Raw genomic sequence first — 8,851 nt, forward strand, 5'->3', positions numbered from 1 at the left:
CGCCGCCGGCCGCGGCGTGGATGAGGATGGACTGGCCGGGGCGGAGGGCGGCGAGGTCGATCAGGCCGTAGTAGGCGGTGAGGTAGACCACGGGCATGGTCGCGGCCTGCGCGAACGTCCAACCCTCGGGCACGCGGGCGAGTTGTTTCCTGACCGCCACCGACAGGGGACCGACGGAGCCGTTCACGATGCCGAAGACCCGGTCTCCGGGTGCCAGGTCGGTGACGTCGGGCGCGGTCTCGACGACGACGCCGGCGGCCTCCGAGCCGATGCTCACCTCTTCCGGGTACATGCCCAGGGACGCGATCACGTCGCGGAAGTTCAGTCCGGCGGCGCGGACGGACAGCCGTACCTCTCCCGGTTCCAGTGGTCTGGTCGCGTCGGGTGCGGGTACCAGCGCGAGCCGGTCCAGGGAGCCCGGTTCCGTCACGTCCAGCCGCCAGGCGCCGGTCCCGTCCTCGGGCGGGGCCAGTGGGGGTGGTTCGGCACGGACCAGGCGGGGGACCAGCAACTCACCTGCGCGGAGGGCGAGTTGTGGCTCTCTGGTGGTGGTGGCGCGGGGTAGGGCTTGTTCGGAGGCGGGGGTGCCGTCGGTGTCCACCAGGAGCAGCCGTTGCGGGTGTTCGGCTGCCGCCGTGCGTATCAGTCCCCATACGGCGGCTCCCGCGAGGTCGGGTGCCTCCGTGTCGGTCGCGGCCACCGCGCCGTGGGTGAGCACCAGCAGACGGCTGTCGGCGTGACGCTCCTCGGCGAGCCAGGCGTTGACCCTCTCCAGCACACCACCGACCACGGCGTGCGCGGCCTGCGCGTCACCCCCGGCAACGGGCAGCACGAGCACGTCCGGCACCGGGTCGCCCGCCGGGTCCTGCGCGGCGGGCAGCGGCTTCCAGACGAGCCGGTGGAGCGGCTCGGTGACCTCGGGGGCCAGCGGGCGGAACAGCAGCGATCCCACGCTCAGGACCGGCCGGCCGGCCGGGTCGGTGGCATGGAGCGCGACGGCGTTGCGGCCGGCCGGGACGATCCGCACCCGGAGGGTGGTGGCCCGCGCCGCGTGGTCGGCGTGGACGCGGACGTCCGTCCAGCCGAAGGGGAGGTACGTCGCGCCGTCCTCCTCATGCAGGGTGACGGCGACGGCGTGCAGGGCCGCGTCGGAGAGCGCGGCGAACTCCCGGCCGTCGCCGAGCGTCACCTCGGCGAGAACCTCCTCGCCGCGCCGCCACATGGCCGTGACCCCGCGGAAGGCGGGACCGTAGTCGATTCCCCGTGCGGCCAGCCGCGCGTAGAGCTCGGTGGGCGTCACCGGCACGGGTTCGGCGTTCGGCGGCGGCCAGGCCGCGGGGTCGGGCTCCGAACCGGCCGGCCGGAGGGGGGACGTGGCGTTGACGGTGCCCTGGGCGTTACGCGTCCACCCCCCCGTTCCGCTCCCGTCCGCGAGGCCGGAGTGGCGGGAGTGGATGGTCAGGGCTCGGCGGCCGTCGGCTCCGGCGGCGGACAGGTGCACCCGCAGCTGGGTCTCACCGTCCTCGGGCACGGCCAGCGGGGCCTGCAGGAGCAGTTCCTCCACGAGCCCCGCGCCCGCCTCGTGGCTCGCGCTGACCGCCAGGTCCACCAGCCCGGTGCCGGGCAGCAACACCTGCCCGGCCACCCGGTGGTCGGCCACCCAGGGGTGCGCGGCCAGGGAGAGGCGTCCGGTCAGCAGCAGCCCGTCCGTCTCCGGCAGTTCGGCCACGGCGGTCAGCACCGGGTGGCCGAGGGGTGTGAGCCCGGCCGCGCGCACGTCGCCCCGCGCCGGCGCCGGCTCCGGCCAGTAGGCGCGGCGCTGGAAGGCGTACGTGGGCAGCTTCACCCGTCGGGCGTCCTGGTCCGCGAAGACGGCGGCCCAGTCCACCGCACCGCCGTGGGCGTGCGTCCGGGAGACCGCGGCCAGCAGCGCCCTGACCTCCGGCTGGTCGCGCCGCAGCGCGGGGATCAACTCGTGCCGGGGGGACGCCGGCCGCCGCTCCTGCCCCGGCCCGGCGAGGCAGCCGTCCGCCAGCGCCGTCAGGTCGCCGGCCGGCCCCAGTTCGAGGAAGCGGGTGCAGCCCAGCTCCGTGAGACGGCGCACCCCGTCGGCGAACCGGACCGTCTGGCGGGCGTGCCGGACCCAGTACTCCGGGTTCGCGATCTCGTCGGGGTCCGCGGGCCGTCCCGTCAGGTCCGACACCACCGTCAGACGCGGTTCTCCGAAGGCCAGACGCGCGGCGACGGCCCGGAACTCCCGCAACGCGGGCTCCATCAGCGGCGAGTGGAAGGCGTGGCTGACCCGCAGCCAGGTGGCCTTCCCACCGGCCGCCTCGAAGGCGGCCACAGCGGCGGCCAGTGCGTCCCGCTCGCCGGAGAGCACGGTGGCCGTGGGCCCGTTGACAGCCGCCACGGCGATCCGGTCCCGAAGCCCGTCAGGCCCGTCGCCCCCGCCGGCGGCGTCGAGCAGGGCGGCGGCCTCCTCCTCGGTGGCGCGCAGTGCCACCATCGCTCCCCCGGACGGCAGCCGCTGCATGATCCGGCCGCGCGCCGCGGCCAGTTCCGCGGCGTCCTCGAGGGAGAGGACCTCCGCGGCGTGCGCGGCCGCCAGGGCCCCGACGGAGTGCCCGAGGACGGCGTCGGGCCGGACCCCCCAGAACCCGAGGAGTCGGAAGAGCGCGACCTCGAAGGCGAAAAGCGCCGGCTGGGTGTACTCGGTCCGGTCGAGCAGCCCGGCGGCGGGGGAGTCGCCGGAGGCGAAGACCACCTCGCGCAGCGGACGGTCCAGGTGGGAGTCCGCGGCGTCGCACGCCGCGTCGAAGGCCGCCGCGTACGCGGGGAACGCCTCGTACAGCTCGCGGCCCATGCCGGGCACCTGAGACCCCTGCCCGGCGAAGAGGAACGCCGTCCTGGTCTCCTCCGCCGTGTCCAGCACCAGGTCAGGACGGCGGGAGTCGTCGCCGTCGGCCAGCGCGCGCAACCCGTCCAGCAGGCCCTCGCGGTCAGCCGCGAGCAGCACCGCGCGGTGCGGCAGCTGGCCGCGGGTCGTGGCCAGGGAGAACGCGATGTCGGTGAGGCCGGCCGACGCCACGGCGGGGTCGAGCGCCACGTGTCCGCGCAGGCGCTCGGCCTGTGCGCGCAGCGCCGCCTCGCTGCTCGCGGACAGCAGGCACGGCACGGCCGGCAGCACGACCCGCGGCCCGGCGTGCGGCCCGGTGTCCGGCGCCGCCCCGGGTGTCGTCGCGTCCCGCTCCGGCAACTCCAGCACGGCGTGGGCGTTGGTGCCGCTGATGCCGAACGAGGACACCGCGGCCCGCCGGGGGTGGCCACGCTCGGGCCAGGGAACCGCCTCGGTCAGCAGCGACACCGCGCCGCCGGACCAGTCCACGTGCGGGGTGGCCTCGTCGGCGTGGAGGGAGCGGGGGAGCAGCCCGTGGCGCAGCGCCATCGTCATCTTGATGACGCCGGCGACCCCCGCGGCGGCCTGGGCGTGTCCGATGTTCGACTTCAGGGAGCCCAGGTGGAGCGGGTGGCCCGCCGGGCGGGCGCGGCCGTAGGTGGCCAGGAGCGCCTGGGCCTCGATCGGGTCGCCCAGCGCCGTCCCCGTGCCGTGCCCCTCCACGGCGTCCACCTCGGCGCCGGACACGCCGGCGGCGGCCAGCGCCCGCTCGATGAGCGCCACCTGGGAGGCGCCGTTGGGTGCGGTCAGCCCGTTGCTGGCGCCGTCCTGGTTGACGGCCGAGCCGCGGACAACGGCGAGCACGGGGTGGCCGTGACGGCGGGCGTCGCCCAGCCGTTCGACCAGCAGGAGTCCGGCCCCCTCCGACAGACCGGTGCCGTCCGCGGACGCCGCGTACGCCTTGCAGCGGCCGTCGGGTGCCAGGCCGCGCTGCTTGCTGAACTCCGTGAAGGCCAGCGGCGTCGCCATGACCGTGGCGCCGCCCGCCAGCGCCAGCGTGCACTCGTCCCGGCGCAGCGCCTCGCACGCCAGGTGCAGCGCCACCAGCGAGGAGGAGCACGCCGTGTCCACGGTCACGGCGGGGCCCTCGAGCCCGAAGGTGTAGGCGATGCGCCCGGAGACGACGCTCCCCGAGCCGCCGGTGGTGAGGAATCCCTCGAGGCCGTCAGGGGCGGGAACCAACCGGGCCAGGTAGTCGCCGTACATGGCGCCGACGAAGACGCCCGTGCGACTGCCGCGTACCGAGTCCGGGGCCAGGCCCGCGTCCTCGAACGCCTCCCAGGCGGTCTCCAGCAGCAGCCGCTGCTGCGGGTCGATGGCCGGTGCCTCGCGCGGCGAGATGCCGAAGAACTCCGCGTCGAACCGGGCGGCGTCGTGGAGGAAGCCGCCTTCCTTGGCGTACGAGGTGTGCGGGGCGTCGGGATCGGGATCGTAGAGTGAGGCGAGGTCCCAGCCGCGGTCGGCGGGGAACGGGCCGATCGCGTCCACCTCGTCGGTGACCAGCCGCCACAGGTCCTGCGGGGAGGCGACTCCCCCGGGATAGCGGCAGGCCATCCCGATGATGGCGATCGGCTCGCCGTCGCGCTCGGTGAGGCGGTCGTTGACGGCCCGCAGCCGCTCGTTCTCCTTCAGCGCGGCCCGCAGTGCCTCGACGACCTGCTGCGATGGTTCGGATGGCGTGGACGGCATCGTTCGCTCTCTCCGTCGTGGTCCCGGCCGCACAGGGCCCGGCCGGGACGGGTCGGGCTGGGTCAGGACTCGCGGTCGCCGAGGGCCAGGCGGACCAGTTCGTCCGTGGTCATCGCGTCCAGGGCGCTCTCGCCGTCCGGTTGGTCGCCGTCGCCGGGAGCATCGCTCGGAGCGGGTTCGGGCGCGTCGGGGACGAGGTCGGCGCGCAGCCGCTCCGCGAGCACCGCGGGAGTGGGGTGGTCGAAGATCAGGGTGGGGGGCAGCCTGACCCCGGCCACCGTGCTCAGCCGGTTGCGGAGCTCGACCGCGGCCAGCGAGTCGAAGCCCAGTTCCTGGAACCGGCGGTCGGCCGTCACCCGGTCATGCGTGGCGTGGCCCAGGACGGCCGCCACCTCCGACCGCACGGCCTCGAGGACGAGATGCCGGTGCTCGTGCCGGGGAGCCTGTGCCAGTCGTGACCGCAGGTCGGCGGCGGGGCCCCGGTCGGCCGGCGGCCGGTGCGCGGCGGGGACGAGCGCCCGCAGCAGCGGCGGGGCCGACTCCCGGTCGATCGACCGCAGGTCCAGCCGGGCGGCGGCCAGGGCGGGAGCCCCGGCGGCGAGGGCCGCGTCGAGGAGCGCCAGGCCCTCCTCGGCGGACAGCGCCGCGATGCCGATGCGGGCCAGCCGCAGCAGTTCCGCCTCGCCCAGACCGCCGGTCATCTCGCTCGCGTCGGCCCACAGGCCCCAGGCCACCGAGAGCGCGGGGAGTCCCTCCGCGTGGCGGACGTGCGCCAGGCCGTCGAGGCAGGCGTTGGCGGCGGCGTAGTTGGCCTGGCCCGCGGAGCCCAGCACGCCCGCGAGCGACGAGAACAGCACGAAGGCCGTCAGGTCCGACGTCCGGGTCAGCTCGTGGAGATGGCGGGCGGCCTCGACCTTCGGCCGCAGCACGCGGTCCATCCGCTCCGGGGAGAGCCGTTCGACGACGCCGTCGTCCAGCACCCCGGCCGCGTGTACGACCCCGGTCAGCGGCCGGTCCTCGGGGACGCCGGCCAGCAGGGCGGCCAGCGCCTCGCGGTCGCCGGTGTCGCACGCCGCGACCGTCACCACGGCGTCGGCGGCGACCAGTTCGGCCACGAACTGCTCGGCGCCCGGCGTGGCCATGCCGCGCCGCCCGGTCAGCAGCAGGCGCCGCACGCCGTACCGGACCACCAGATGACGAGCCACCAGGCGGCCCAGGGTGCCGAGGCCGCCGGTGATCAGGACGTGGCTGTCCCCGTCGAACGGCGCGCGCGGTGCGTTGGCCGTCGCGGCGCCGCCGGCCGGGTGCCGGCGCAGCGCGGGGACCCACGTCCGCCCGGCCCGTACGGCGAGCTGCGGTTCGTCCGAGGCCAGGATCGGGGGCAGGCACCGGACGGACTCCGGGTGCCCGTCGGTGTCGACCAGACTGAAGCGCCCGGGGCGTTCCGTCTGGGCGGAGCGGACCAGGCCCCACACCGCCGCCCCCGCCAGACGCGGACGTTCGGCGGCGGTGACCGCGACGGCGCCCGTGGTCAGGAGGACGAGCCGGGAGCCGTCGAAGCGCTCCTCCGCGAGCCAGCGCTGCACGACGGTCAGGGCCGCGTGGCCGGTCCCGGACATCCCCTCGTCCGGCCCCTCCGGGGTGTCGAGCCCGGTGACGATGGTGACGGCGGGCAGGGGCGCGCCCTCGGCCACGGCGCGGCGCAGCGCGTCCAGCTCCGGATAGGCGTGCACGCCCACCCCGAAGGCGCGCATCGCCTCCGTCACGTCGGCCACGTCCTGACCCACGACGGCCCAGGGCCCGGCCGAGGGTTCGGCCGTTTCCTCCCGCCGCGTCCAGCCCAGCGCGAACAGCCCGGCGCCGTCGGCGGGGCCGGCCCCGCCGGCCGGGAGCTCGCGCGGTGTGAGCTCGCCGACGCGGAGGAGGGGCGTGCCGGTGTCGTCAGCGATGAGCACCGAGAACGTGTCGCCCTCGCCCGCGCGCAGCCGGACGCGGAGCGTGCCCGCACCGGCCGCGTCCCGCAGGCTGAGCCCGCTCCACAGGAACGGGACCCTCAGCCGGCCGCCGTCCTCGTCTGGGGCATCGAGGAGCGCGGCGTGCAGGGCGGCGTCGAACGCGGCCGGGTGGATGCCGAAGCCCTCGCCGGGGCCGACGAGTTCCTCCGGCCCCTCCGGCGGCGTGACCTCGGCGTACACGTCGCGGCCGTGTCGCCACACGGCGCGCAACCCCTGGAAGGCGGGGCCGTACTCGTAGCCGCGCTCGGCCAGCCGGGGATAGAGGTCGTCGACGGGGATGGCGCTGGCCTCGCGCGGCGGCCACACGGCGAACGCGTCGTCGGCGTCGGGGTCGGCGTCGGGGTCGTTGTCGTCAGCCGCCGGTCGGCCGGCGGTCGCGCCCAGGACGCCGACGGCGTGGCGGGTCCACGACCCCCCCGCCGGCCCCGGTGCCCCGTCGGGCCGCGCGTGGAGCGCGAAGGCGCGGGTACCGTCGTCGGCGGGCGGGTCCACCAGGAGCTGGATCGTGCTGCTCCCGGTGAGCGGCAGCGGCGCCTGGATGGCCATGTCGGCGACCTCGCCCGCGCCGCCTGTCTGACGTGCCGCGTGGAGGGCCATCTCCGCGAACGCCGCGCCCGGCAGCACCGGCTCACCGAGGACGGCATGTTCGGCCAGCCAGGGCCGGGCGACCGGGTCGAGCCGCCCGGTGAACACCCACCCCCGGCCACCGGCCAGTTCGACGGCGGTGCCGAGCAGCGGGTGACCGCCGCCGCCCGCCACCGGGGCCTCGGCCGGCGCGCTCTGCCAGTAACGCTCGCGCTGGAAGGGATAGGTGGGCAGGGCGATCCGCCGCGCGTCGGTGTCCGCGAAGAGGGCCGACCAGTCGACGTCGACACCATGGCAGTGGGCCTCGGCGAGGGAGGTCAGCAGCCGCCTGGCCTCGTTCTCCTGGCGGCGCAGGGTGCCCAGCGCGACGGCCTCCGCGCCGGAGCGCTCGATGGTCGCCTGGACTCCCAGAGTGAGCACGGGGTGCGGGCTGACCTCGATGAAGACGTGGTGGCCGGCGGCCAACAGCGCGTCGGTGGCCTGCTCGAAGCGCACCGTCTCCCGCAGGTTGCGGTACCAGTACGCCGCGTCCATCGCATGCCCGTCGGGCAGGAAGTCCCCGGTCAGGGAGGAGCAGACGGGGAGGTCGCCCGCGCTCGGCCGGACGCCTGCGAGGAGTTCGGCCAACTCGGCCTCGATCTCCTCGACCTGGGTCGAGTGGGAGGCGTAGTCCACGTCGACGCGCCGGGCGTGCGCGTCCTGCCGCGCGCATTCGGCGAGGAACTCCTCAAGGGCCTGGGGATCGCCGGAGACGACCACCTGGGTCGGCCCGTTGACCGCGGCGATGCCGATGCGGCCCGGCCAGGCGCCGATCGTCTCCCGCACCCAGGCGGCGGGCCGGACCACCGACACCATGCCGCCACGTCCCGACAGCGCGTTCAGCGCCCGGCTGCGCAACGTCACCACGCGGGCGGCGTCCGGCAGGGAGAGCACCCCGGCGACGCAGGCCGCCGCGATCTCGCCCTGCGAGTGGCCGACGACGGCCGCCGGTTGCACGCCGAACGACCGCCACACCTCGGCCAGCGACACCATCACGGCCCAGAGCACGGGCTGGACGACGTCCACCCGGTCCAGGCCTGGCGCCCCCTCGGCGCCACGGATCACGTCCAGGAGGGAGAAGTCCGCCAGACCCTCCAGGGCCGCCGCGCACTCCGCCATCCGCCGGGCGAAGACGGGTGAGGTCTCCAGGAGGCCGGCCGCCATGCCCGCCCACTGCGTGCCCTGCCCGGGGAAGACGAACACCGGACGGCCGACGGGGCGGGCGTGCCCGGCGACCACGCTCGGGGAGTCGGCGCCCTCCGCCAGGACCCGCAGCCCGCGCTCCAGTTCCGCCCGGTCGGACACCACCAGGGCGGCGCGCCGGTCGAACCGGGCGCGGCCTTCCGCGAGCGTCCGGCCGACGTCCGCCAGCCGGGCGTCGGGGTGCTCCGTGATGTGCGAGAGCAACGTGGCGGCCTGGGCCCGCAGCGCCTGGTCCGTCACGGCGGAGAGCAGGATCGGGGTCCCGGATTCCCGTGGGTGGGTCGGTGGGTGGGTTGGTGGGTGGGTGGGGGTGGGGGGTTGTTCGAGGATGAGGTGGGCGTTGGTGCCGCTGATGCCGAAG

2 protein-coding genes are annotated in these 8,851 nt (G+C 76.1%); both read right to left on the reverse strand.

Features of this window, described 5'->3' with window-relative positions:
* The coding region (locus tag ABGB06_RS39145; protein ID WP_347600435.1) for a beta-ketoacyl synthase N-terminal-like domain-containing protein at window positions 1-4,648 on the reverse strand (4,648 nt) is incomplete at its 3' end.
* Between the two features lie 62 nt (window positions 4,649-4,710).
* Window positions 4,711-8,730, reverse strand: a complete 4,020-nt coding sequence (locus ABGB06_RS39150; RefSeq protein WP_347600438.1) for a type I polyketide synthase — start codon at window positions 8,728-8,730, stop codon at window positions 4,711-4,713.
* Window positions 8,731-8,851: the final 121 nt, after the last annotated feature.

Source organism: Streptomyces sp. B6B3, from assembly GCF_039871525.1.
Classification (GTDB): domain Bacteria; phylum Actinomycetota; class Actinomycetes; order Streptomycetales; family Streptomycetaceae; genus Streptomyces.